At 48.5% G+C, this 24,879-nt stretch carries 22 protein-coding genes; all 22 read left to right on the forward strand.

Going from position 1 to position 24,879, the window contains the following annotated elements; all coding sequences use genetic code 11:
* Window positions 1–26: 26 nt before the first annotated feature.
* The 22 genes from BBG47_RS03115 (at window position 27) to rpoD (ending at window position 24,834) form a co-directional block, all read left to right on the forward strand.
* Entirely contained in the window at window positions 27–1,226 is a 1,200-nt protein-coding gene (locus BBG47_RS03115; protein ID WP_065290482.1) for an exonuclease SbcCD subunit D, read from the forward strand.
* Window positions 1,223–4,822 carry an AAA family ATPase gene (locus BBG47_RS03120; protein ID WP_065290483.1) on the forward strand — a complete coding sequence of 1,200 codons (3,600 nt, stop codon included), beginning with the start codon at window positions 1,223–1,225 and terminating at the stop codon, window positions 4,820–4,822. The genes BBG47_RS03115 and BBG47_RS03120 overlap by 4 nt, the downstream gene beginning before the upstream one ends.
* Window positions 4,823–5,214: 392 nt before the next feature.
* On the forward strand, window positions 5,215–5,556 hold the full coding sequence (locus BBG47_RS03130; RefSeq protein ID WP_065290485.1) for a histidine triad nucleotide-binding protein: 342 nt from the start codon (window positions 5,215–5,217) through the stop codon (window positions 5,554–5,556).
* A gap of 189 nt (window positions 5,557–5,745) precedes the next feature.
* A complete protein-coding gene (gene rpsU / locus BBG47_RS03135; protein WP_005547957.1) occupies window positions 5,746–5,919 on the forward strand; it encodes a 30S ribosomal protein S21 in 174 nt (57 codons plus the stop codon).
* Between the two features lie 15 nt (window positions 5,920–5,934).
* Window positions 5,935–6,378, forward strand: a complete 444-nt coding sequence (locus BBG47_RS03140) for a GatB/YqeY domain-containing protein (RefSeq protein WP_021256807.1) — start codon at window positions 5,935–5,937, stop codon at window positions 6,376–6,378.
* Window positions 6,379–6,611: 233 nt separating this feature from the next.
* Window positions 6,612–7,979: an NfeD family protein gene (locus tag BBG47_RS30585; protein WP_065290486.1), complete on the forward strand. Its 1,368-nt coding sequence runs from the start codon at window positions 6,612–6,614 to the stop codon at window positions 7,977–7,979.
* A gap of 77 nt (window positions 7,980–8,056) precedes the next feature.
* A complete protein-coding gene (gene floA / locus BBG47_RS03150; RefSeq protein ID WP_065290487.1) occupies window positions 8,057–9,064 on the forward strand; it encodes a flotillin-like protein FloA in 1,008 nt (335 codons plus the stop codon).
* Window positions 9,065–9,074: 10 nt separating this feature from the next.
* Window positions 9,075–9,665, forward strand: coding sequence for a hypothetical protein (locus tag BBG47_RS03155; RefSeq protein WP_065290488.1), 591 nt, complete (start codon window positions 9,075–9,077; stop codon window positions 9,663–9,665).
* Between the two features lie 217 nt (window positions 9,666–9,882).
* Window positions 9,883–10,176, forward strand: coding sequence for a sporulation protein YqfC (yqfC, locus tag BBG47_RS03160; protein ID WP_021256803.1), 294 nt, complete (start codon window positions 9,883–9,885; stop codon window positions 10,174–10,176).
* Window positions 10,173–11,405: a sporulation protein YqfD gene (gene yqfD / locus BBG47_RS03165; protein WP_065290489.1), complete on the forward strand. Its 1,233-nt coding sequence runs from the start codon at window positions 10,173–10,175 to the stop codon at window positions 11,403–11,405. Before yqfC ends, yqfD begins: the two co-directional genes overlap by 4 nt.
* A 20-nt stretch (window positions 11,406–11,425) precedes the next feature.
* Window positions 11,426–12,394, forward strand: coding sequence for a PhoH family protein (locus BBG47_RS03170; RefSeq protein ID WP_065290490.1), 969 nt, complete (start codon window positions 11,426–11,428; stop codon window positions 12,392–12,394).
* A 15-nt stretch (window positions 12,395–12,409) separates the two neighbouring features.
* The gene (locus tag BBG47_RS03175) at window positions 12,410–14,680 is read left to right on the forward strand and encodes an HD family phosphohydrolase (protein ID WP_065290491.1); all 2,271 of its coding nucleotides are present in this window, start codon (window positions 12,410–12,412) and stop codon (window positions 14,678–14,680) included.
* Between the two features lie 57 nt (window positions 14,681–14,737).
* On the forward strand, window positions 14,738–15,238 hold the full coding sequence (gene ybeY / locus BBG47_RS03180; protein ID WP_021256799.1) for an rRNA maturation RNase YbeY: 501 nt from the start codon (window positions 14,738–14,740) through the stop codon (window positions 15,236–15,238).
* A complete protein-coding gene (locus BBG47_RS03185; RefSeq protein ID WP_065290492.1) occupies window positions 15,238–15,624 on the forward strand; it encodes a diacylglycerol kinase family protein in 387 nt (128 codons plus the stop codon). Before ybeY ends, BBG47_RS03185 begins: the two co-directional genes overlap by 1 nt.
* Window positions 15,625–15,708: 84 nt before the next feature.
* Window positions 15,709–16,629, forward strand: coding sequence for a GTPase Era (gene era / locus BBG47_RS03190; protein ID WP_370510413.1), 921 nt, complete (start codon window positions 15,709–15,711; stop codon window positions 16,627–16,629).
* A 234-nt stretch (window positions 16,630–16,863) separates the two neighbouring features.
* Window positions 16,864–17,004 carry a YqzL family protein gene (locus tag BBG47_RS28855; RefSeq protein WP_072728894.1) on the forward strand — a complete coding sequence of 47 codons (141 nt, stop codon included), beginning with the start codon at window positions 16,864–16,866 and terminating at the stop codon, window positions 17,002–17,004.
* A gap of 36 nt (window positions 17,005–17,040) precedes the next feature.
* Window positions 17,041–17,805 (forward strand): DNA repair protein RecO, encoded by a 765-nt coding sequence (gene recO / locus BBG47_RS03195; protein ID WP_021256796.1) that lies wholly within the window; start codon window positions 17,041–17,043, stop codon window positions 17,803–17,805.
* Between the two features lie 299 nt (window positions 17,806–18,104).
* The gene (glyQ, locus tag BBG47_RS03200; protein WP_065290493.1) at window positions 18,105–18,992 is read left to right on the forward strand and encodes a glycine--tRNA ligase subunit alpha; all 888 of its coding nucleotides are present in this window, start codon (window positions 18,105–18,107) and stop codon (window positions 18,990–18,992) included.
* A complete protein-coding gene (glyS, locus tag BBG47_RS03205) occupies window positions 18,985–21,054 on the forward strand; it encodes a glycine--tRNA ligase subunit beta (protein ID WP_065290494.1) in 2,070 nt (689 codons plus the stop codon). Before glyQ ends, glyS begins: the two co-directional genes overlap by 8 nt.
* 248 nt (window positions 21,055–21,302) lie before the next feature.
* Window positions 21,303–21,782, forward strand: coding sequence for a YaiI/YqxD family protein (locus BBG47_RS03210; RefSeq protein WP_065290520.1), 480 nt, complete (start codon window positions 21,303–21,305; stop codon window positions 21,780–21,782).
* Window positions 21,783–21,820: 38 nt separating this feature from the next.
* Complete coding sequence (gene dnaG, locus BBG47_RS03215; RefSeq protein ID WP_065290495.1) at window positions 21,821–23,668, forward strand: DNA primase; 1,848 nt, start codon at window positions 21,821–21,823, stop codon at window positions 23,666–23,668.
* A 35-nt stretch (window positions 23,669–23,703) separates the two neighbouring features.
* The gene (rpoD, locus tag BBG47_RS03220) at window positions 23,704–24,834 is read left to right on the forward strand and encodes an RNA polymerase sigma factor RpoD (RefSeq protein ID WP_021256791.1); all 1,131 of its coding nucleotides are present in this window, start codon (window positions 23,704–23,706) and stop codon (window positions 24,832–24,834) included.
* The last annotated feature ends 45 nt before the right edge of the window (window positions 24,835–24,879 follow it).

The raw sequence follows: 24,879 nt of genomic DNA on the forward strand, positions 1-24,879 counted from the left end.
ATCGCAGGAAGAAAGGAGAGACAACCATGCGTATTTTGCATACAGCGGATTGGCACTTTGGGCGGACGCTGGAAGGCAGGAGCCGTCTAAACGAACAGGCTGCTTTCGTCGAAGAGTTCATACAACTGGCGGATGAAGAGCAGGCAGACCTGATCCTGATCGCAGGGGATGTATATGATTCGGTTAACCCACCGGCAGCGGCAGAGCAGCTGTTCTATGAGGCTGCTGCCAGATTGTCGCAGCAGGGCAAGCGCCCGGTCGTAATTATTTCCGGGAATCATGACCACCCAGATCGCTTATCGGCATCAGCGCCACTCGTGCATGAGCTTGGCGTGACGCTAATCGGGCAGCCTAGTCTGGAGCCAGTGACCATTCATTGTGCGAGAACGGGGGAAGATGCAGTTATTGCAGGGCTGCCTTATCCATCTGAGGCGCGATTAGGAGAGCTGCTTACAGCCTCCAATGAAGAACATGAGCTGCGCAGTGCATACAGCGCGAAGGTAGGGAAGCTGCTGCTTCATCAGGCCATGCATTTTCGACCTTCTACCGTTAATTTGATTATGAGTCATTTGTACGTTCTTGGCGGACTGGAGAGTGATTCTGAGCGCCCAATCCAGGTGGGTGGAGCTTATACTGTTGATCCAAGCGTGTTCGCTTGTATGGGAGCTCCTGCTGCACCGCAGTATAGTGCACTTGGCCATTTACATCGGCCACAGGCAGTGAAGGGGCCGGGGGTTATTCGCTACAGTGGATCGCCGCTCGGCTACAGCTTCTCAGAGGCGGGTCAGGCGAAGTCGGTCACTCTGCTGGATTTGGCACCGGGTCAGGAGGCTGTTCCTCAGGAGCGATTCCTCTCTTCCGGCAAGCCGCTCATGAAATGGAATGTTCGCGGTGGGTATGAAGAGACGCTTCGCTGGATTGAGGAGGGCAAGGATGCTGGTGCTTGGCTGGAGGTCTGCATTCATCTTACAGAAGCACTGACGTTAGAGCAGATTCAGAAGCTGCGTCGAAATCATGAAGGTATCGTCAATATTCGTCCCATTTATCCAGAGATTGAACGAATTGCGGCTGAAGAAGGACGCCGTAGTGAACTACCGGTACATGAACTGTTCCGGAGGTTCTATGAGCGTCAGACTGGAGGAGCCAAGCCTGATGATGCATTAGTGGACTGCTTCTTGGAATTGATCGGAGAAGATGGGCTGGAGAAGGAAGGTGAAGGCGCATGAAGCCAATCGAGTTGAAGCTGGCAGGATTGCAAAGCTATCGAGAAGAGCAGTGCCTCGACTTCCAAACACTGTGCGAGACAGGTTTATTCGGTATATTTGGCCCGACAGGAAGCGGTAAGTCTACGATCTTGGATGCGATGACGCTCGCACTGTATGGGAAGGTAGAGCGAGCTACGAATGGCACGCAGGGCATATTGAATCAGGCGGAAAATCAATTGTCCGTTGCGTTTACATTTGAGTTGAACGGTGCTGGGGAGCGTAGAGCGTTCCGCGTAGAGCGCAGGTTCAAACGGACGGGCGATATTACAGTAAGCAACTCGGTCAGTCGGTTTGTTGAGATTACGCCTGAAGGCGAGGTCGTCTTAGCTGACAAGCTGGCTGAGGTAACTCGGTGTGTTGAACAGCACATTGGATTGAAAATGGATGACTTCACAAGAGCGGTCGTTCTTCCTCAAGGCAAGTTCGAAGAGTTCTTGTCGCTTAAGGGCAGTGATAGACGTCAAATGCTTCAGCGTCTCTTCTCGCTTGAGAAATACGGAGATGAGCTGTCTGCTCGTATATCTCGTCGTGCCAAGGATGCTGAAGCTGAACTGATGGCTTACTCGGCTGAACAGCAGGGATTGGGTGATGCCTCGCAGGAAGCGCTGGCGAGTGCAGAACAGGCATTGACTGAAGCGGCGGAACAGGCGGAACTGGCGAAGGCGTCCAAGCAGGCTGTTGAGCAGGAGTATCACGCTATGGCTGAGCAGCGTGAGCTTCAACAGGAGCATGCACGAATATCGAGAAGAATGTCTGAGCTGCAGAATGAGGCGCCAAAGCGCGCTGAAGAGGAGACGAAGCTGAATCGTGCGAGAGAGGCAGAACGGATTGCACCTGTTGCCTTGGAAGCGGAGCAGTTGATTGTAAAGCGGAACATGGCTGTGGCAGAGCATGCATCTCGTGAAGAACAAGCGCGCATCGCTGCATCGGATGCACAGAAGGCTGTGACTGCTGTCGAGGAGGCGAAGCACGTTCAAGAGCGTGAAGAGCCGGAATTGCTCCGTCAGAGTGAGCAGCTTCAAGAGGCAGTTCGCCTGCAGCAGGAATGCGAGCGTCTGCGCAAGGAGGAGGGCGAATGGAAGCTCCGCTTGGAGAGTGCCCATGCACGCTATGACTCTGCAGCGTCTGATATTGAACGATCAGAGCAGCTGCTTAAGAAGGCGGCGGCACGTCAAGAGGAACTTCGAACGACGCTTGCGGCACATGTCAAGACTGCCGAGGAGCAGGAACACTTCCATCAGGCGATCTCTTACTATGATAAGATCACGTTCATGGAAGGACGCTCCAATGAGTTGAATAACCATCGAATGAAGCATGAAGCACAGACAGAAGCTGTCAATCGCAAGCTTAATGATAAGCTTGAAGAGCTGTTGTCCGCAGCTGGGACGATTCGGCATAAACTGGAAGATGGGCTTCATTCAAGAACATGCTGGAGACGGCTTCGCGAGCAAGTGACCCATCTCTTAATCCAGGTTGAATCGGCAATGGATGATGAGCGCCAGAAGCAGTGGAAGGAAACAGCGGAGCAAATGGCTGTCCAGTTAGCATCGTCATTGGTTAATAATGAGTCCTGTCCGGTATGTGGATCGAAGGAACATCCAGCCCCCGCCCATGTACATGCGAGTGCTAAGGTCAACTCTACGAATGGAGATGAGCGCTGGCGGCAATGGGAGCAACTGAAGAATATATCGAGCCGATTGCTGCTGGATGTGGACACTGAAGCAGCTCGTAGCCGTGAACAGTTCTCGACCTGGATGCAGCGTCTGCAGGAAGTGTCCGAGCGAGCGTCGCAGCTGATGCGCGATCAGTTGTCAGCAGTGGCTGAAGAAGACCAACTAAGAGGCGAACATCCTTCGTGGAGAGACTCTATGACTGAGCTTGCTGCCGCGCAATCGTTTGGTTTAGATAACAAGGACATGCTGTTGGAAGATGAATCGCCGCTGCAAGCCGGCGAAGGAGCAGCATCTGAGCAAGCAGGTTCACACACGTACAAAGATGTTAAAGAATTGGATTTGGCTGCAGTGGAGAATCAGTTGACAGCTCTACAGCAAGACGTGCAGTCATTCATCCAGAATGCTCGTGCAATGGAAGGCCTTATGGAGCAACTGCTGAAGGATGCTGCAGGCAAGCAGTGGGAGCTGCAGCAATTGTCATCAAGCTACCAATCTTCATATGCGGCATTGCGTGACGCCAATCGTGCATGGAAGGAAGCCGAAGAGGATATTGGCAAGCAGCATGAGGAATGGAATCTTCGTTATAAGGCGTTCCAATGGGAATTCGCGCAGATGCCGTCTTTGCAGCAGGAATGGAGTACACGAGAAGCAGTTGTGAGCGATTGCCGGGAACGGCTGGAGAAGAGTACGGTTTATATAGAGGAAACGAAAGAACGTATTCTTCAATACACGAAAGAGCGTCAAGCTGCTGAGGTTGAGCGTGTCAATGCGCAAGCGGAGTGTAATGGTGTTGCCCGTCTACTAGGGGATTACGAGACTCGGTTGAAGCCATGGCTGCAGAAGCAATCCATAGAGGAGCTTGCAGCAGCTACATCAGCTCGTCTAGCGGAGCTTCGTGAACGAGTTAAGCGAACAGCGGACGAGGCTGAAAGGTTACGGGCTGCAAGCGAAGCTGCAGGCCGTCAGGCGGCTCTTGCTGCGCAAGCCTTGACGAGTCTGGCCGAGCAGGTAGAAGTGAGCGGTCAACGACTTCAAGATCTGCTGTCGAAGTCTTCCTTTACAGAAATTTCAGATGTGCATGCCGCTCGGATGACAGAAGAACTCACCTCACAATTAGAGCAAACGCTGCTCGCTTATCACGATTCAGTTCGGGATGTCAGTTCGCAGCTGAATCGATTGCAAGAGCGAATAGGTTCTTCAGTGGTTACGGACGAGCAGTGGAACGCTTGCAGCGAGAAGAAAGTGGCGGCCGAAGCAGCGGCAGAGGAAGCCCTTGCTCGGAAAGCAAAGGCAGAGCGGGACGCGGAGCAGTTACGTAGCAAGCATGCACGCTGGACAGAACTTGAGGAAGCACGCTCGCGCACCGAAGAATATGCGGGCCGATTGCACCAGCTGCAGGCTGTATTCCGTGGTAACGCCTTCGTTGAATTTATTGCGGAAGAACAGCTTATGCAGGTTAGCCGCGCTGCGTCAGAACGATTGAAGGTATTAACGAAGCAGCGCTATGCGCTGGAAGTGGATTCTGGCGGGGGCTTCGTCATCCGCGATGATGGCAATGGAGGTATCCGCAGACCGGTATCTACACTATCGGGAGGAGAGACCTTCTTGACTTCGCTTGCACTGGCTCTTGCACTGTCCTCTCAGATTCAATTACGAGGCAAGTACCCTCTCGAGTTCTTCTTCCTTGATGAAGGATTCGGGACACTCGATCCTGAGCTTCTTGATACGGTTGTTACCGCACTGGAGAAGCTGCATTCGGATCGCTTGTCAGTTGGGGTAATCAGCCATGTTCCGGAGCTGCGTGCTCGCTTGGCGAGAAAGCTGGCTGTCATACCGGCAGAACAAGCAGGAGAAGGGTCACGAATCGTAATGGAAACGAATTAGATGGTTGTGAACTAGCTCACAGTAACAGTTTCAACAGGCTGTTATAATACAGACAGCCGACATCAATAATTTTCCTATTTGCACCTCGGTGATCGTATTGTGTCTGCAAACAGTCGTGATCAATGAACAAGAGTCGCGATGCTTGCAGCAACAGTACGCTCACAGCGCTGACGCGCTGCCCGCAATTGCGGGGTACGAGGTGCTCTCTTTTTTTCTTTTTTTGATAAATTCCAACCTCAAAGTACGGTATATGCGCATACAAACGCTATTGCTTTTTAGAGATCACTTGGACAGGCTTCTTTTTTTTGCTATGATAAGGGTACGCCAAATTAAGAGACATACAGCCTGAATGCAGGCTCAGAGCGAATACAAATGAGGGAGGAATGAAAGAGATGGATTGTATTTTTTGTAAAATTGTCGAAGGCTCCATTCCTTCGAAAAAAGTGTATGAGGATGATACGGTAGTAGCCTTTCACGATATTACTCCCCAAGCTCCAGTACATATTCTCGTGATTCCAAAGAAACATATTGCAACAATGAACGATGCTGAAGGCGAGGATTTCGACCTAATTGGCGACATTCATCGCGCTGCTCAGCATATTGCACGTGAGCTAGGCATTGCAGAATCGGGTTACCGATTGATTAACAACTGCGGCAAGGATAGTGGACAAGTGGTATTCCATATCCATTATCATTTGCTTGGCGGCGAACAGCTGGGAGCATTGATTGGATAAATCGCGTATTATAGCCATATAATGGCAGGTCAACATGCGGGCAAATGCCGCTGTGCAAACATTTCCAACCATGAAATGTCGTTATAATCTGTTCACATGGTTGACACCTAGTTTTACAATCACATATAATGTAATTTGATGAACCGTGTTTTTGTTCTTGGACGGTCTGTTCGGAGGGAGGGATAACTGGTGTCTGAAACGAAAGTTCGCAAAAACGAGACAATCGATGCTGCACTTCGTCGCTTTAAGCGCTCCATCGCGAAGGATGGCGTATTGGCTGAAGTTAAAAAGCGCAAGCACTATGAGAAGCCAAGCGTTAAGCGCAAGAAGAAGTCCGAGGCTGCCCGCAAGAGAAAGTTTTAGGAGGATTACGCACCAATGGATCTTAGCCAAAGATTGAACGAAGATATGAAGCAAGCGATGAAAAGTCAAGACAAGTTCAAACTCTCCACCATCCGAATGGTTCGTTCGGCGATCAAGAATGTTGAGATAGATGAAAGAAGAACTTTGAATGACGATGAAGTGCTTGAAATTCTAGGTCGTGAGATCAAACAGCGGAAAGATGCCCTCCACGAGTTCGAAAAAGCAGGTCGAGGCGATTTGGCAGATGGGGTTCGGGCGGAAATTGATATCTTGACGCCTTATCTTCCTGCTCAGCTTTCCGAAGAAGAGATAAAAGTGATTGTACAAGAGACCATCCAAGAGACCGGTGCTTCTTCGAAAGCCGACATGGGGAAAGTAATGGGTGCCCTCATGCCAAAGGTGAAGGGGCGCGCAGACGGCAAGTTAGTCAATTCTGTCGTGCAACAATGTCTGCAATAAACGATCTCTTTACGTCTATTGACGAAACGATAAAAAACACTCCTTATTCATAAGGAGTGTTTTTTTCTATATATCTAAAGATGAAACGCAAGGCATGATCAGGACGTATTATTATATGTGTTCAAAAGGGCTGTTTTCACAATGTGAGTCATGCCACAATTGTCAGCAAGCTTTTTGAATAGCACGTATCGCATTTGTCTACAACAGAATAAGAAAGGGGGTAGTCATCCACCATGCGGTATTTTCGAGGTAAACCACTAGGATTAGCCACCTTAGTTTTGACAGCGATCATGATCCTGTTCTCCTGCATCCCATTTGTAAGCGCTCAAGTGAAAGCGGAAGGCAGTTCGGTACACAATGTGATAGTCCTTCCACTGAAGGGAACGGTGAATCCAGTTATGGAGTCCTTCCTGTTCCGGGCACTTGATGAGGCAGAGCAGCTAAGTCCTGAAGCGATTATTATCGAGATGGACACACCGGGTGGAGAATTGGGATCTGCGGGCAATATCAGCCAGAGAATTATCTCCAGTCCTGTGCGTACGATTATGTTCGTAGAGGGCAATGCAGCATCGGCAGGCAGTTATCTTGCACTAAGCGCCAATGAGATCGCAATGACTCCAGGCAGTGCAATCGGATCGGCAGCCTTGGTTGATGGGGCTCATAATTACGTGAATGATCCGAAGTTAGTTGCCATGTGGGTTAGCAAAATGAAAGCCGTTGCACAAAAAAATGGCAGAGATCCGCTCGTTGCACAAGCAATGGCTGATTTGCAAGGCGCTTACGAAATTAAGGAGCTGGGACGGACAATACCATCGGGTGAGGTGTTGTCATTGAGCTCGGAGGATGCGCGTAAAGCTGGCTATGCGGAATATGTAGCATCCAATACGGCAGATCTGTTGAAACAGTTGAAGCTTGATCAAGCAAATCTTGTTCAGATTGAGCCTTCTACCTCAGAACAAATTGCAGCCTTTGTTGTTCATCCAGGGATTGCGACATTGCTCCTGTTCCTTGGAATCGCAGGTGTTGCAATCGAACTGTTCGTACCAGGCTTCGGTGTCCCAGGAATACTGGGGATTGCTGGATTTGGTTTGTATTTCTTCGGTCACTACATTGCAGGACTAGCGGGGGTGGAGACCATCGTACTATTCATCATTGGGCTAATACTGCTAGCACTGGAGTTGTTCATCCCGAGCTTCGGCATATTGGGTATACTAGGGTCGTTAAGCTTGATTACGGGTGTCGTGCGAGCTGCTAATGATACAGCAGATGCGCTGATGTCGCTTGGCATTGCCTTCGCAGCTGCTCTGATCGTGGTTATCATCGTCGTTCGTGTGTTCAAGCACCGCGGCATTTGGAATAAGTTCATTCTCCGCGATTCCTTGACGACAGATGAAGGGTACGTGTCGAATATAAATCATACAGAGCTGATCGGGAAGACAGGGCGTGCATTGACAACATTGCGTCCATCGGGAACGGCTTTGATTGGAGATATCAAATATGATGTCGTCACAGATGGCGGTTTTATAAGCCGTGACGAAGAGATTGAGGTTGTTGAGGTGGAGGGCGTACGGATTGTCGTACGATCGTTGACCAAAGATTGACCCCTTTATGTTATTTTTCACTATAGGTTCTAACCCTTGCTTCACACATATAACAAAATATTGGAGGATGATCGAATATGGATCCATCTATGGTAACTGCGCTGTTAATAGGGGTTGTTATTGTTATTGCACTGAGTGTATTCTTTAGCTTCTTCCCAGTAATGCTCTGGATCTCGGCTATTGCGTCCGGGGTGAAGATCGGTATTATCTCACTCGTCGCTATGCGTCTGCGCCGTGTAACCCCAAGCCGTATCGTTAACCCAATGATTAAGGCTACCAAGGCTGGTCTTGGACTGAATATTAACCAATTGGAGAGTCACTACTTGGCGGGCGGTAATGTTGACCGTGTTGTTAATGCGTTAATCGCTGCACAACGTGCGAATATTCATCTTGAATTCGAACGCGCAGCAGCAATTGACCTTGCAGGTCGCGATGTATTGCAAGCGGTGCAAATGAGTGTTAACCCGCGCGTTATTGAAACGCCTATCGTTGCCGCTATGGCGAAGGACGGTATTGAAGTAAAGGTTCGCGCGCGCGTTACCGTACGTGCGAACATCGAGCGTCTCGTCGGTGGTGCTGGGGAAGAGACGATTATCGCGCGTGTTGGCGAAGGTATCGTTACAACTGTAGGTTCCAGCGCATCCCATAAAGACGTTCTGGAGAATCCAGATCTTATTTCCCGTACTGTACTCGGCAAAGGTTTGGATGCGGGAACGGCTTTTGAAATCTTGTCTATTGATGTTGCAGACGTTGATGTAGGTAAGAACATTGGTGCGCATTTGCAAACAGAGCAAGCTGAGGCGGATAAGCGCATTGCGCAAGCAAAAGCAGAAGAACGCCGTGCAATGGCAGTCGCGCAAGAGCAAGAGATGAAGGCGCGCGTCGTTGAAATGCGTGCACGTGTTGTTGAGTCGGAATCTCAAGTCCCTCTTGCTATGGCTGAAGCGCTTCGCGGCGGCAAGTTGGGTGTGATGGATTATATGAATTTGAAAAACATTGAAGCCGATACGCAAATGCGCGGTACAATCGGCAAAGTCTCCGACAATAATTCCAACCATAATCACGACAACAAATCGGAAAGCTAGGCGATGAGCCATGGTGATCATTGAGAAGATTATTCATTTCGTCACAAGCAATCCGTTAATAGCGATTATTATTTTGGGAGCTCTTTTTTCTTCACTGGGCGGCTCGAAGAAAAAGGACAAAACTAACCGGATGCCTGATTTTAGTGGAGGGGCTGCAAAAAGCAGCGATGACAAGAGGTATGAAGATGAAGGCGAGGAGGAATACGAGGAGGTAGAACGCAGGCCAGAACGTCAGCCTGTGTATACGGCCAGCGCTGAACGACCTGAGCCAGCAGGGATGGCTTCGAGCGCAGGTAACTCGTATGATTCCATTGACTCGGATGAGGCGCGTCTTACGGAGCTAGAGCAGCGTCTGGCTGCAATTGACCGAATGGCGAGCTCGATCTCGTCCGGATCAGCTTCCAGATTCTCTAAGCGCCATACTTCATCAGCTGCTTCACCCGAACAAGGGCAGGGTTCTTCAAGCCGGGCAGTAACACCTGATGAAGTGATGCAGGGAGTCATTTGGGCGGAGGTGCTCGGCCGCCGCGTGCCAAGCGTCCCTATCAGCATCGCCGCTGAATCTATAAGTATTAATACAAGTCCTCGCTGTTCCGTTTAGGAACAACTGTAGGCGAAGAGAGAAGTTCCACATACAGGCTCAGTACAATACATGCTAAGCCTGCATAGTGGGGCTTTTTTTTTATTTCTGCAGTTCCACAGACAATCATTAACATGGAATATTCCTCGAGGATCTCGCGTGAAGGGTCGCTGCAATCGTTATAATCGCGTCATTCTGCGCATAAATTGTAACGAATAGGAAGGGGGCCCGTCGCAAAATGAGTCGCTTTGGCCGCAAATTAAGCAACTGGACAGCGAATTGGCTGGATCTGCCGCAGGATACATTATCGGATACGCCCCGGTTAGCCATGATTGGAAATCGGCATCTTATCGTTGAGAACCACCGCGGGATTGTGCATTTTTCGAACGAACTGGTTCGGTTGGCGCTAACCAATGGAGAACTAGAGATATCCGGATCAGAGCTTGTTATTCGGGCGATATGGACGGAAGAGATACGTATTGAAGGAATCATACGCAATATCACATACAATGGAACGGGGGAAATGAAGTGAAGGCACCTACGTTGGCCAATGCTCGCGGCTATGTTCGGGTTCGCATTCGAGGAGGGAATGCGGAGTCTTTTATTAATGCTGTCGTCTCCAAACAAATCCAAGTGTGGGATGTGCAGCGGACTTCGTTCCAAGACTTCCAGTGCTATGTACTGCTGTCTGATTATTTTAACCTGAGGCCCATTTTGAAGCAGACAGGCTGTCGGGTTCATGTGGAGCAGCGGATAGGATGGCCTTTTGCGTTGAGACGAGTCCTCCGCCGCAAGTTCTTCTTGATTGGCTTCGCTATGTTTATGCTTGGATTGTACATGCTCTCCTCGCTGGTATGGTCCATTGATGTGAAGGGCAATGATCGCATACCAACAGAGCAGGTGCTTGCGGCTGCGAAAGAGCAGGGGATATATCCTTTTCAGTGGACATTCCGTCTGCGTGACCCTGATCTAATTGCGAAGGCGATGCACACGAAGCTGAAAGAGGCATCATGGGTGGGAGTCAATTGGGAAGGGACCAGGGTATCAATTCAAGTGATTGAAGCAACGAAGCCCGATTCATTGAAATTGGTTAATCCAAGACATATTGTTGCTTCAGAGGATGCAATCGTAACTGATATTATCGCGGAGAATGGACGAGCTGTCGTTGCCCGCAATGCCCGCGTCAAAAAAGGCGCTGTACTTATTTCCGGGGCCGTTGGAACTGAAACTGAACCGAAGGATGTGGCGGCCAAGGGAGAAGCAAGAGGGCTCGTCTGGCACCAATATGAGATTTCCTCGCCGCTCGTCATGAAGCATAAAGTATACACAGGGGAAGAGAAAGAAAGAAAATATATCGTGACAGGCAACCGGAGACTTATGGTCTCTGGATTCGGAGATATTCCTTATGCTCATTATGAGCAGCTGCAGGAGGACAACACGCTGAAATGGAGGCAGTTGTCGCTGCCTATTGGCTGGACGAATGAGAAAATTAAGGAAGTTCAGTTCGCATCTGAGGAACGAACGGAGACGCAAGCTGCAGAGGCAGGACTGAAGCAAGCTAGGGCGGATGTGCTCGGCAAAAACGGACCAAATGCCCGCATTCATTCGGAAAAAATTTTGCATCAGAAGACGGACAATGGTAAAGTGGTCATGAAGGTGCTTTTTGAAGTGGAGCAATCAATAGCGGAAGAACTTCCGCTTGTTCGCCAGTTTGAACAGAAATCACAACCGGAATCAGAACCACATGAACAAGGACACTGAATACAAGGAGACTGAGGTTTTTGTCGCAACAACAGACTGTTAAAATTTCACTACAAAATGCTGCTGAAGGACTAGCCCTGTTCGGGCCGCAAGATAAGCATCTGCGCTTGATTCAAAGCCGTACAGATGCACTAGTAACATCGCGCGAGGCGGAGGTTGTCATTACGGGGGAAGCGGAAGAAACTGAAAAATTGGAGCAGTTATTCCTCGTTCTGCTCGAGCTGATTCGCAACAATATTATCCTGTCTGAACGGGATATCATGTATGCAGTCGATTTAGCGCAGGAATGGAAGGTTGACGAGCTGCTTGATTTATTCAGGGGCGAAATCGCACATACATACCGCGGCAAACCGATCCGCGTTAAGACAATAGGTCAGCGACATTATGTATCAACGATTAAGAAGAGAGACATCGTATTCGGTGTAGGGCCTGCAGGTACAGGGAAAACGTATCTTGCCGTTGTACTTGCCGTCGTTGCGTTAAAGGAAGGAGCCGTCAAGCGAATTGTTCTGACTCGGCCTGCAGTAGAAGCCGGAGAGAACCTTGGCTTCTTGCCTGGAGATTTGCAAGAGAAGGTAGATCCGTATTTGCGCCCTCTCTATGATGCGCTGTATGACGTGATGGGCACGGAACAGGTTGCTAAGGCTCTTGAGCGTGGATTGATTGAGATTGCGCCTCTCGCCTATATGCGGGGACGGACGCTGGATGATGCGTTCATCATATTGGATGAGGCACAGAACACGACACCTGAGCAAATGAAGATGTTCCTGACACGACTTGGCTTCGGCTCGAAGATGGTCATTACCGGAGATATCACCCAAATTGATTTGCCTCGCGGCAAGAGCTCTGGTCTCGTAGAAGCAGGGCGAATCTTGAAAGGAATTGAAGAGATCGGATTCGTGCATTTTGCCGAGCAGGATGTCGTTCGTCATTCCTTAGTGCAGAGAATTATTACAGCTTACCAGAAGGAAAGCGAAAACCAAGGATAGAGAGGACTGTTCTCTATGCTACAGACAAATCGTTCCGGCAACGGAAATAGCAAACGTCAAGTGAATATGACGGGATGGAAGTATAGCGTAGGCGTACGTTTTCTTCTGTTTTTCTTATTAACATTATTATTTTATTTTAGTTTGGCGCCGAGCATTCTGCCAGAGAAGCTGGATATTGAAGTCAATGCGAAGAGTGAGAAGGATATTATCGCACCGATTCAAATCCCAGATAAGAAGGCAACGCTTAAAGCTCAAGAGCAGGCTGCCGAGCGCGTGCAGCCCATTTATGAGATTATCTCGCTCAAAAATGAGCGCTTAATCGATTCTCTGTTCGAGCGTATCGACCAGTTAAATGACGATGAGCTTATATCGTACGCACAAAAGATCAGCTTATATCGCACCGTCATCCCTGATGAGGTCAATAAGTATCTTAGGGAATTTCTGACGACAAGCCGCAATAAGGATACATATTCGAGTACACTGCTTGACGAAGTAAAGAAACGCATTGACGAGCAGAAGTACGATATCCCTGAAGAAACGTACCTGAAAATTGCACGCTTGACTAAAGAAGACGTCGCACAAATGAAGCCTGTTGCTCGGGAACTAGTGTCTAAGCTGATGGCTGACGCGGTTCCAGATGCCTCTGTGCCACGAGCTAAGGTGCCGGAATACGTCAATGCAAGCTCGCTGGATAAGCGCTCTGCTCGCGAGGTGGTGCAGGAGCTCGTTCGCCTCTGCATTACGCCGAACAAGTTCTACAATGATGACGCAACGAAGGATGCAAAGGTTCAGGCGCGGGAGAATACGCAGCCAATCTTCATTAAGCAGGGCGATATCTTTATTAAAAAAGGGCAGGTTATCTCTCAAGAGACTTATGATTTGCTGAAAGAGAACGATCTCTTGAAATCTGAAGTCAACTACTGGCCGCAATTTGGCTTGTTGCTTCTGTCTGTGATGTTCTCGCTCGTCTTGTTTATGTTTATGCGTCAATCAAGCCATACTCATTTCAAGTTCAACAACGTGCAGTTGCTGATGCTTGTGTTGATTTTTATAATCAATATTATTGCGATTCATATAATCGGCTACGCGCAGACGAAGGATATCCCTTATATCGGGTATGTCGCACCAACTGCGATGGGGGTTATGCTGATAACCCTGCTTATTGATCTGCCGCTGGCATATATATGTGCAGTCGTTCTGAGTATCGTTGCGGGGATGATCTTGAACACCAACCAAGGCACGCTGTTTGATTTCCATTTTGGATTTTTTGCGCTCGTGACCAGTTACGCAGCGATATTCGCCATTCATCGTGCAAGCCAACGCTCCACGATCTTGAAGGCAGGCATTATGGTATGTATCTTCGGCAGTGTAACCGCTCTGACGCTGTCCATGCTATATGGAGAGCCAATGAATCAGAGTCATACGATGCTGTCGGCTGCATTTGCCTTTGCCAGCGGACTGCTCACATCTGTGCTTGTACTCGGACTGATGCCGTTTTTCGAAGTTACATTTGGCATTCTGTCTGCACTCAAGCTGGTTGAATTGTCCAATCCGAACCATCCATTACTGCGCAAACTTCTGACAGAAACACCGGGAACCTATCACCATAGCGTGATGGTAGGGAATTTGTCTGAGCAGGCTGCGGAATCGATTGGTGCGAATGGACTGCTGTGTCGAGTAGGTGCCTACTATCATGATATCGGCAAAACGAAGCGTCCAAGTTACTTTATTGAGAATCAGACGAATATGGACAACCCGCATGATCAAATCGATCCGAAGCTGAGTACGTCCATTATCGTTGCTCATGCCCGGGACGGCGCTGAGATGCTGAAGGATTACAAGCTGCCGAAGCCGATACGAGATATTGCTGAGCAGCATCATGGTACAACCTTCTTGAAGTATTTCTACTTTAAAGCGAAGAAGCAGGCGGAAGAACAGGGTATTGAGCCTGACTTTACTGAGGATGATTTCCGCTATCCTGGGCCTAAAGCCCAATCGAAGGAAGCGGCTATTGTAGGGATAGCGGATTGTGTGGAAGCGGCAGTGCGTTCGCTTCGTCATCCGACAGTCGAGCAAATTGAATCGATGATTCATAAAATTGTGAAGGATCGGATGGACGACAATCAGTTCAACGAATGTGATCTGACACTGCGCGAGCTGGATATTGTTGCTCAGTCACTGAAGGAGACTGTAATGGGAATCTTCCACTCCCGCATTGAGTATCCGGATGACTCGAAGTTGAAGAATAAGGACGCGGGTGCTGCAGCGGAAGCTCCGAAGTCGTAGCCTGCGATTGATTCGGTTGAACGTACATCTTAAAACTGCAAGTAAGGAGCAACGAACATGTCGAGTATGAAGCTGGAATGGAATGACGATCAAGACATTTACCCGATAGATCCTTCCCTAATTGAGCTTCTGGAGCGTATCCTACAGGAAGCTGCGGCGATGGAGGGCATTCAAGAGGGAGAGGTCGCGTTAACGTTCGTTGATAATGAGCAAATCCATGAGTTAAATCGTGAATATCGAGGAATTGATCGTCCGACAGATGTATTGTCCTTTGCCTTGAACGAATCTGTTGAAGAGGAATTGGACATTCTATACGAAATTGAGGATGAGCAAGAATTGGATGAGATGAATGATCTGCTTGGCGATATCATCATCTCAACAGAACGTGCCAAGGAGCAGGCGGATGAATATGGTCACTCCTTGGAGCGTGAAATTGGATTCTTGTTTGTTCACGGCTTCCTGCACTTGCTCGGATATGATCATCAGGATGAGCCAAGTGAACAAATTATGATGGACAAGCAGGAAGCAGTGCTAGAGAAGGTAGGTTTGCGCCGCTAATGAAGCGTCCGTGGAGCGATACCTTTCGTGTTGCCTTCGCAGGAATAGCCTATGCAATACGAACGCAGCGCAATATGAGGGTACATGCAGCAATGAGTGTGTTGGTACTTCTATTAGGGGCTGTACTGCAAATATCGACTTCGGACTGGCTGTGGCTAGGACTCGCCATTACCATCGTAATCTCAGCTGAACTATTGAATACCGCAGTAGAATCTGTCGTCGATCTCGTGATGCCTAAACCGCATCCATTGGCGAAGGTAGCCAAAGATACCGCCGCAGGAGCCGTGCTCGTGACGGCGGTATTCGCCGTTATAGTTGGCGTTGCTATCTTTTTCGAACCGGGAATGAAGCTGCTTGGTGCGATTCTGCGCGTTATGCACGGATGAAGACATTCATACACGGCGCTATTGTCGTTATTGAACGGCAGAGCGCCGTGTATGCACATACAGAGAAGTTTTGGAGGGGAATTCATGTTTCATAATCAAGATCAAATGAATCGTAATACGTATAAATCGGGCTTCGTCGCGATTGTAGGTCGCCCAAATGTCGGCAAATCTACACTGATGAACCATGTGATCGGCCAGAAAATCGCCATTATGTCAGATAAGCCGCAAACGACACGCAACAAAATTCATGGCGTGTATACAACGGATCACTCGCAAATTGTATTTTTGGACACTCCTGGTATCCACAAGAGAAAGTCGAAGCTCGGCGATTATATGAACAATGTGGCACTGAACACCTTGAATGAGGTAGAGGCTGTCCTCTTCCTTGTCGATGTATCTGCTGGGCTTGGCGGCGGAGATAAATATGTGATTGAACAATTGAAAAAAGTCCGCACTCCTGTCATACTCGTCATGAACAAAATCGATCAGGTTCATCCAGAGGCTTTACCGCCGATGATTACAGAGTACAATGAGCTGCACGACTTCGCAGCGATTGTGCCGATCTCGGCGATAAATGGAAGCAACGTCAACCGGCTGCTGGATGTGCTCGGAGGCTATTTGCCAGAAGGCCCGCAGTACTATCCAGATGATCAAATTACGGATCATCCGGAGCAATTCGTCGTTGCAGAATTGATTCGCGAGAAGATATTGCACCTGACGCGAGAAGAAATTCCTCATTCCATTGCGGTAACGATCGAGGATATGCGTGTGCAGGAGAATGGCGTTGTATATATCTCGGCAGTTATTTTCGTGGAACGGGATTCACAAAAAGGAATTGTTATCGGCAAGCAGGGTGCCTTGTTGAAAGAAATTGGAAAGTTGGCGAGACAGGATATCGAAAACTTGCTCGGTTCCAAGACATTCATGGAGCTATGGGTGAAAGTCAAAAAAGATTGGCGAAATCAGGATCGAGTCTTGCGCGATCTTGGTTTTAGACACGAGTAAATCTAGCGAGGAACAGGCTGGTCTAAACCATACACTCCAATTTTTGCAATGGATATTCCCTTCTAAGCAGCACAACCTAAATGATGACGCATAGTTTTACTGGTCTGTATCCGAAGATATTGCCTCGAACGTTCGCTTCAGGTACAGCAACTATAACTGCCACTATTGTTGCTTGCGGGCATCATAGGAGCATGTCATTGATTAAGGTTCTCTTAACGAAAGGGGATTGTAGCAATGCGTGATTTTTCATGGAATGTATTTGCGAAGACGGGGGATGTCGACGCTTACTTGCTATATAAGCAGGCAGGAATGACTGAAGAGCTTGAGGAGCACCCAACAGAGATTGCGCCAATCGTGGAGCAATCTACAGATTAATAATGATTATGCAGCGTCAATCATGGGAGGACGAGAGTGTTATATCGGGTTGAAGGAATTGTCATCCGCAGCATGGACTATGGGGAAGGCAATAAGATCATCACACTTTGTACGAAATCTCACGGCAAAGTCGGTGTTCTTGTTCGCGGCGCGAAAAAGGTTCGTAGCCGACATGCTGCGGCGACTCAGTTGTTCACTTATGGGGAGTACGTGTTCTTTCGTGGAATGGGGCATATTGGTACTCTTAATTCTTGTGAGATAGTAGAGGCGAATCATCAGCTTCGTGAGCAGCTCCATCTGGCAGCCTATGCGTCCTATGCGGCTGAATTAGTGGATAAGGCACTGCATGATGAAGAAGCTGGGGGGCCAATGTTTGATCAATTCCATGCCTACTTGCAAGCTATTGCCCAAGGCAAGGATGTACAGGTGACAACCCATCTCTTCGAGATGAAATTGTGGCAGCGAACTGGCGTAGCTCCTCAACTGCATGCATGCGTCGCTTGCGGTACAGAGGAGAGGCTTGCTGCTTTTAGTTGGCGGTTAGGTGGTGCGCTGTGTGCAAGCTGCAAGCCGAGGGAACATGCGAATTACGTCGCCAATCTGCAAATGCTTGCATTGCTTCAAAAATTCGAGATGACAGACTTGCATCGTCTGGGCAATATTACATTGAAGCCTGCAACTAAGCTGCAGCTTCGGGCTTGCATGCGTGGTTACATGGATACGCATGTTGGGGTACGTCTGAAATCATTGCAGTTCCTTGAGCAGATGGAGAAATATGATCTGGCGCAGCTTGACGAGTAATATCCATTTCGCTATAATAAATCAATAAATTGAGGTATACCTTGTGTTGAAGAAGAAAGTAGTTCGCAGCGTTTGAATGCAGCGATTCAGGGGCAGTGGAAGCCTGAACGAACGAACGAATGAAATGGCACTTTGGAGCAAGGCTCATGTGAAAGTGGATCGGACTATTTCGATCAAGTAGGGTGGAACCGCGGGAATATAACTCTCGTCCCTACGTCTGGCATCAGGCGTAGAGGCGGGAGTTTTTTGCATTCTCCCATACGTCAATGCCGTCAATATGAGGCAAAGGAGTCCTGACTGTGAATTTTCAACAAATGATTTTGACGCTGCAGCAATTTTGGGCCGAGCAGAATTGTATCATCGTACAGCCGTATGATGTAGAGAAGGGTGCGGGGACGATGAACCCGATGACCTTCCTTCGTTCCATCGGGCCAGAACCATGGAACGTAGCTTATGTAGAGCCATCTCGTCGTCCAGCTGACGGCCGTTACGGGGAGAACCCGAACCGATTGTATCAGCATCACCAGTTCCAAGTTATTTTGAAGCCATCTCCGGACAATATTCAAGAATTATATCTGGAGAGCTTGAGCCGCCTGGGGATCGATCCGACAATCCACGATATCCGTTTTGTAGAGGATAACTGGGAATCGCCAACCTTGGGTGCATGGGGCCTAGGTTGGGAAGTATGGCTTGATGGTATGGAAATTACGCAGTTTACTTATTTCCAACAGGTGGGCGGTATCGACGCACATCCAGTGGCTGTAGAGATTACGTACGGCTTGGAGCGCCTTGCGTCCTATATTCAAGACAAGGAAAATGTGTTCGATCTGGAGTGGGTAGAAGGCGTAGCTTATGGCGACGTATTCCACCAGCCTGAATTCGAGCATTCGAAATATACATTCGAAGTAAGCGATACAGAGATGTTGTTTACGCTGTTCAATATGTACGAGAAAGAAGCAAATCGTGCGATGGATGCCCATTTGGTATTCCCAGCATATGATTATGTGCTGAAATGCTCCCATACATTCAACCTGCTTGACGCACGCGGCGCGATTAGCGTAACGGAGCGCACAGGGTACATTACACGCGTGCGCAATCTTGCGCGTCATGTGGCTGCGACTTACTTGGAAGAACGTGAGAAGCTTGGCTTCCCACTCTTGAAGAAAGGAGAGGAACAAGATGCCTAGACATTTATTGCTCGAGCTTGGCTTAGAGGAAGTGCCTGCACGTTTCATTCGCAGTGCGATGGAACAACTGAAGGAGCGTACGGAACGCTGGATGACAGAATCGCGGATTGCATACGGAACGGTATCTGCGTATGCAACACCAAGACGTCTCGCAGTGCTCATTCAGGACGTTGCAGATAAGCAGACAGACGTTCATGAGGAAGTGAAGGGGCCAGCGAAGAAGATTGCTCACGATGCGAGCGGTGAGTGGTCGAAGGCTGCCCTTGGATTTGCACGCAGTCAAGGCGTAGATCCGTCGGAATTCTTCTTCAAAGAGTTGAACGGAGTCGAGTATATCTACGCGAATAAGAGCAGCCTTGGGACGAATACGGCGGATGTTCTCGTTGAGGGATTGACTTCAATTATTCATGCAATGACTTTCCCGAAAAACATGCGTTGGGGTGCGAAGGATATGCGCTTCGTTCGTCCGATTCGCTGGATTGTTGCTCTGCATGGCGAGGATATTATTCCACTTGAAATTGCAGGCGTAAAAGCGGGCCGCACGACTCGTGGTCATCGTTTCCTTGGTGATGAGGCGGTTATTGATGCGCCGCTTCAATACGTGGAGCGCCTTCGTGAACAGTCCGTCATCGTTGATGTGGCAGAACGCGAAGCAAATATTAAGAACCAAATTCAAGAGCTTGCAAAGAGCAAGGATTGGCATATTGCGATTAAGGAAGATTTGCTGGAAGAGGTACTGTTCTTGGTTGAAACCCCTACCGTATTGTTCGGTGGATTCGATGAAGCGTTCTTGAACATTCCTCAAGAAGTGTTGATTACTTCGATGCGTGAGCATCAGCGTTACTTCCCTGTATTGAATGCAGAGGGCCAGCTCCTTCCTTACTTCGTAACCGTGCGCAACGGTGACTCCAAGGGATTGGAGATGGTTGCAAAAGGGAACGAGAAGGTGCTGCGCGCACGCCTGTCTGACGCGAAGTTCTTCTATGAAGAAGATCAGAAGCTTAAAATTATCGATTGCGTGCACAAGCTAGATTCAATCGTGTTCCACGAGGAGCTAGGCTCGATCGGGAATAAGGTGCGCCGCATTCATGCAATTGCGGATGCATTGGCGCTGGCGGTTCAGACGGATCGTGAGACAGCGCTGTGGGTAAGCCGTGCTGCGGATATTTGCAAGTTCGACCTTGTTACGCAAATGGTCTATGAATTCCCTGAATTGCAGGGGGTTATGGGTGAGGATTACGCTCGCAAGGCAGGGGAACCAGAGGCGGTAGCCCAAGCAATCAACGAGCATTACAAGCCTAGATTCGCTGGCGATCCAGCACCAGCTTCGCTTGTCGGTTCGATTATCAGTATGGCTGATAAAATGGATACGTTGACTGGCTGCTTCGGCATCGGCATAATCCCGACAGGATCGCAGGATCCATATGGTTTGCGGAGACAGGCGACAGGTATTGTGCAAATTCTATTGGAACGCAATCTTCCACTTACTTTGCATACGCTCTTCAACATTACGCTTGATGTATATGAACAAGCAGGATTGTTGAAACGTGAACGTGAGGAAGTTCGTAAAGAATTGTATGAATTCTTCGGCTTGCGGGTGAAGAATGTGTTGTCTGATTCCGTTCGATACGATGTTGTTGATGCGGTAATGGCTGCTGGCTATGACGATGTGAAGCTCACAGTAGCTCGTGGAGAAGCACTTATGCATGCTGTACAGGCAGATGAGTTTAAGCTGACGGTTGAATCGTTCAACCGTGTAGGTAATCTGGCTGCTAAAGCAGACAGCAAGGAGATACGTTCTGAGCTGTTCGAGCAGGATGCAGAACGCAATCTTCATGAGAGCTGGCTGCGTGTGCATGAAGCTTATGAAGCAGCTTATAGCAATCCATCAGAGGCACTGAGCGTATTGTCCCAGCTGAAGGATGAAGTCCATTCGTTCTTCGAACAAGTGATGGTTATGGCTGAGGATCAAGCGGTGCGGGTGAACCGCTTGGCTTTGCTTGCGAATATTGCAAATGACATTCAGCGCTTCGCAGATTTCTCCAAGCTTGTCTGGGCGTAATAAGCAACAATGAGATTTATCGTCTATGGACAGTAGGGTAGTTGTTGTAAATGGATGGAACATGAAGAAGGGATTCTTCGGATTCTCTTCGACATGTTCCATCCTTATTTTCATCGATTCGACAAAAACTGAGTTGATGTAGAGGAAATCCGGATTTCGAAGCAGGAATTTTAAACGATACAGCGTATATAATATAAACGGTGAAACGATTAATGAAAGTTCCGACGCTTTACGAAAATGGTGAGAACATGTCTTCTAAACTTCGAATCGTAGTAGACGCCGATGCTTGTCCTGTAAAAAATGAAATCGTTGCTGCAGCCATTGAGATGGGTGCAGGAGTTATTTTTGTAGCTTCTTATGCTGCATTTGCTCCAGACTGGCAGCTTATGAGTCTTGATATTCATACTGTTTTTGTGGATCAAGCGTTTCAAGCGGCGGATATTTATATTGCCAACACAGCGCGGTCAGGGGACGTAGTGGTTACGGGCGACTACGGGTTGGCCGCGCTCTGTTTGCCAAGAGGTGCATCCGTACTTACGCCGAGAGGCAGCGAGCTGACCGGCGATAATGTAGATGAGTACCTGACAAGGCGGCATATCTCAAGCAAAGCGAGAAGAGCAGGTTTACGAACGAAAGGTCCGCGAGCGATGAGTGAAGAGGATCGCGAAACTTTCCAACATAAACTGACAAAACTTTTGCTTCGTGAGCAGGAGAAAATGCGCCCATAGCGAATTAGTAATACGTGTTCAGATGAAGGTGATGGACGATAAACGGATATGGACTTATTCCTGACGAAGTTCGCGATGAAGTATTGAAACGCAACGATATCGTCGATATTGTTGGACAATACGTCCACTTATCGAAGAACGGTAAATATTTGAAGGGGCTGTGCCCTTTTCATTCAGAGAAGACACCATCGTTCACGGTCACGCCGGAGAAGCAAATATTCCATTGCTACGGCTGCGGGAAGAGCGGGACGGCCATTCAATTTGTGATGGGCCTTGAAGGATATTCCTATCCTGAAGCGATTACCCATCTAGCTGAGTTGGCAGGCATTCCTATAACATGGGGAAGCGGCGACTCGTATGCTGAACGCAATCCGCGGAATGAAGCGAAGGATCGGCTGATTGAAGCACATGAACTGACTGCGAAGATGTATCATTACATATTAATGAATACAACGGAAGGTCAGGAAGCGCTTCGTTATTTGCGTGAACGCGGCATTAATGACAAGCTCATCGAACAGTTTCAGATTGGATACGCACCGCCGAATTGGGATATGATCGTGAAGTTTCTAACGAAACGGCAGTTCGACCTTGCTCTGGTAGAGAAGGGCGGTATCGTATCGGCAAGAACGAATGGTGAAGGGTATGTCGATCGTTTCCGTAACCGGGTCATGTTCCCGATATGGGATCGCCGGGGACGCATTGTTGGATTTGCAGGAAGGGTGCTGGACGGAAGTCAGCCCAAATACTTGAACTCACCCGAGACCATGCTATTCAACAAATCGAAGCTGCTGTACAATGTGCATCAAGCTAGACCGCACATTAAGCGCAGCGGGGAAATTGTTCTGTTTGAAGGATTTGCAGACGTTATTCAGGCTTGGGAAGCCCAAGTAATGAATGGCGTTGCGACAATGGGAACTGCGTTAACCTCTGATCATGTCCAGCTGCTGAAGCAGCTCGGAGACAGTGTTACGTTATGTTATGACGGCGATGATGCTGGACAAGCAGCCGCCATGAAATCAATTGACCTATTAGAGGAAAGCGGCCTGCATGTTGCTGTCGCCATGCTTCCTGATCGGATGGATCCTGATGAATTTATTAAGGCACACGGAGCTGAGCGGTTCAGGCACGCGATCATCGCGTCAGCTGTTACGCCAACCAAATTCAAGCTTATATCTTTACGTCGAAATCATATACTGCTAGAAGATGATGGCAAACGGCGCTTCAAAGATGCGGCGTTGCGTGTTGTGGCGCAGGTTGAATCTCCTGTCGAGCGGGAGATGCATTTGAAGGAGCTCGCTTCACTGCTTGAATTATCAGGGGATTCTGCAATTGCTTCTTTGAAGCAAGAATGCGCGAATATCCGTCAAAAACTGCAAAAAAACAACCAAAACGGGGATAATCAAGACAATTGGTGGAATAATGTTAGGAATGATAAACAAGTTATCTCCCCGCCCGTGTTGCGTCCAGCATACGTGTATGCAGAACGCAGTCTGCTGGCGCTAATGTTCCAAGATATTGAAGTGTCCAACTATGTGGAGCGGAATCTTGGTGAGCAATTCAATGTAGATGATCATGCGGCACTTGCCGCTTATCTATATGCTTATTACGCGCAAGGCAAGGAGCCTGATTTCAGTTGTTATTTGGCGACATTGCAAGATGACCGATTAGAGAAAACGGCTGCATCCATATCGATGGCTGAAGTGCCATTGCGAAATGACACCGCCTTATTAGATGATTACATCGGTCAGATCTTGAAAGTGCCTAGGCATCGTGAAATAGAGCGTAAAAAGGAAGAAATGGTGCAGGCGGAGCGTTCTGGAGACATCTTGCGTGCCGCGCAAATTGCACAAGATATTATAGCCCTAGAGCAACAACTGAAGCGGTAGGAAGCAGAAGTTTCTAGGGAGGAGGGAGTCGGAAAATGGCGAATGATCAACATACTGGACTAGATGCCGAAGCAGCGTTGGAACATGTGAAGGATCAATTGATTGAGCTCGGTAAAAAGCGCGGCTCGCTCAGCTATAAAGATATTACTGAAAAGTTATCGACGTTCGATCAAGACCCGGAGCAGATGGATGAGTTTTATGAACAGCTGTCTGATTTGGGCATTGAAGTGGTAAATGAAACGGAAGATGGAATGGGCAATCGCAATAATGGTGATCGGGAGAATGGGGATAACGAAGATTTCCATTTCGATGATGACTTATCGCTGCCACCGGGAATTAAGATTAATGACCCGGTTCGGATGTACTTAAAAGAGATCGGCCGTGTTCCGCTCTTGTCAGCAGAAGAAGAGATTGAACTTGCGAAGCGAATTGAGCAGGAAGACGAAGAAGCGAAGAAACGCTTGACGGAAGCGAACTTGCGCCTCGTAGTCAGCATTGCGAAGCGTTATGTTGGACGCGGAATGCTGTTCCTCGATTTGATTCAAGAAGGAAATATGGGACTGATTAAGGCTGTTGAGAAATTCGACTACAGCAAAGGATACAAGTTCAGTACGTATGCAACATGGTGGATTCGCCAAGCGATTACAAGAGCGATTGCCGACCAAGCGCGTACAATCCGTATCCCTGTTCATATGGTAGAAACGATTAATAAGCTTGTCCGTGTATCCCGTCAATTGCTGCAAGAACTTGGACGCGAACCAACTCCAGAAGAAATTGCAGCAGAGATGGAACTTAGTGTTGAGAAAGTACGCGAGATCATGAAGATTGCTCAGGAACCGGTATCGCTTGAGACACCAATTGGTGAAGAAGACGATTCTCACTTGGGAGACTTCATTGAGGATCAAGAAGCATTGGCACCTGCTGATGCGGCAGCATATGAGCTGTTGAAGGAGCAGTTGGAGGATGTCCTTGACACATTGACAGAACGTGAAGAAAATGTGCTTCGTTTGCGCTTTGGTCTCGATGACGGCCGTACTCGCACCTTAGAAGAGGTAGGCAAGGTATTCGGTGTCACACGCGAACGGATTCGCCAAATTGAAGCGAAAGCACTTCGTAAATTGCGTCATCCGAGCCGCAGCAAGCGACTTAAAGATTTTCTTGAATAGTGGCTAACGACGAGACCTTCTTGCGCGCAGTATGCGTGGGGAAGG

The organism is Paenibacillus sp. KS1 (assembly GCF_001680695.1).
GTDB classification, from domain to species: Bacteria; Bacillota; Bacilli; order Paenibacillales; family Paenibacillaceae; genus Paenibacillus_B; species Paenibacillus_B suaedae.

Coding starts and splice junctions, on each gene's coding strand:
- BBG47_RS03115 (WP_065290482.1), top strand. CDS start 27: ATGCGTATTTTGCATACAGCGGATTGGCACTTTGGGCGGACGCTGGAA.
- BBG47_RS03120 (WP_065290483.1), top strand. CDS start 1,223: ATGAAGCCAATCGAGTTGAAGCTGGCAGGATTGCAAAGCTATCGAGAA.
- BBG47_RS03130 (WP_065290485.1), top strand. CDS start 5,215: ATGGATTGTATTTTTTGTAAAATTGTCGAAGGCTCCATTCCTTCGAAA.
- BBG47_RS03140 (WP_021256807.1), top strand. CDS start 5,935: ATGGATCTTAGCCAAAGATTGAACGAAGATATGAAGCAAGCGATGAAA.
- BBG47_RS30585 (WP_065290486.1), top strand. CDS start 6,612: ATGCGGTATTTTCGAGGTAAACCACTAGGATTAGCCACCTTAGTTTTG.
- floA (WP_065290487.1), top strand. CDS start 8,057: ATGGATCCATCTATGGTAACTGCGCTGTTAATAGGGGTTGTTATTGTT.
- BBG47_RS03155 (WP_065290488.1), top strand. CDS start 9,075: ATGGTGATCATTGAGAAGATTATTCATTTCGTCACAAGCAATCCGTTA.
- yqfC (WP_021256803.1), top strand. CDS start 9,883: ATGAGTCGCTTTGGCCGCAAATTAAGCAACTGGACAGCGAATTGGCTG.
- BBG47_RS03175 (WP_065290491.1), top strand. CDS start 12,410: ATGCTACAGACAAATCGTTCCGGCAACGGAAATAGCAAACGTCAAGTG.
- ybeY (WP_021256799.1), top strand. CDS start 14,738: ATGTCGAGTATGAAGCTGGAATGGAATGACGATCAAGACATTTACCCG.
- BBG47_RS03185 (WP_065290492.1), top strand. CDS start 15,238: ATGAAGCGTCCGTGGAGCGATACCTTTCGTGTTGCCTTCGCAGGAATA.
- era (WP_370510413.1), top strand. CDS start 15,709: ATGTTTCATAATCAAGATCAAATGAATCGTAATACGTATAAATCGGGC.
- BBG47_RS28855 (WP_072728894.1), top strand. CDS start 16,864: ATGCGTGATTTTTCATGGAATGTATTTGCGAAGACGGGGGATGTCGAC.
- glyS (WP_065290494.1), top strand. CDS start 18,985: ATGCCTAGACATTTATTGCTCGAGCTTGGCTTAGAGGAAGTGCCTGCA.
- BBG47_RS03210 (WP_065290520.1), top strand. CDS start 21,303: ATGTCTTCTAAACTTCGAATCGTAGTAGACGCCGATGCTTGTCCTGTA.
- rpoD (WP_021256791.1), top strand. CDS start 23,704: ATGGCGAATGATCAACATACTGGACTAGATGCCGAAGCAGCGTTGGAA.